Source organism: Streptococcus gwangjuensis, from assembly GCF_028156745.1.
GTDB lineage: Bacteria > Bacillota > Bacilli > Lactobacillales > Streptococcaceae > Streptococcus > Streptococcus gwangjuense_A.
Genome location: NZ_JAODJG010000009.1, coordinates 1 through 503 on the forward strand (window position 1 = coordinate 1; position 503 = coordinate 503).

The window sequence follows — 503 nt, forward strand, 5'->3', positions numbered from 1 at the left end:
CCTAGAGCTTTCAATTCAGTAAGTTTCGCTACTGTTGAGTACTTGATTGGTTCTCCAGATTTACCTTCTAGGTTATCTGTGTGAAGTACTGTTCCTGTTCCTTCTACCACATAAGTTACTTTCGCTTTTTGAGTATCTTTCTCATAAGTGATTTGCGTATCTTCTGTTGGGTTTTCAGGTGTTGGTGGAACATATCCTTTACTTGGATCATTTGGATCTACTGGTTTCAGTGGATTTCCATTTGGATCTTTTGGAGTTGTTCCTGGAACGTGAGGAATCACTGTTGTTGGTGTTCCTGGTTTCGTTGGATCTGTTGGATCGTTTGGATACGTAACTGGAGGAACTGGTGTAGAACCTTCTGGTACTTTTGGAATCCATGAACCAAGTTTAGTGTAGACAACTTCGATATTTTCATCTTTAGAGTCTGCAGTTAATCCTGTTGTAGCTGCTACTTCTTTTTGTTTAGCATCTTTTAGAATATAACCTTTAACTACTGGTGATTC

The 503-nt window shown here is 39.0% G+C and carries 1 protein-coding gene; it reads right to left on the reverse strand.

What is annotated here, in order from left to right; genetic code table 11:
• Nucleotides 1-503 (reverse strand): mucin-binding protein (locus N5909_RS00080; RefSeq protein WP_419965927.1); only part of this gene is annotated, 503 nt, incomplete at both ends.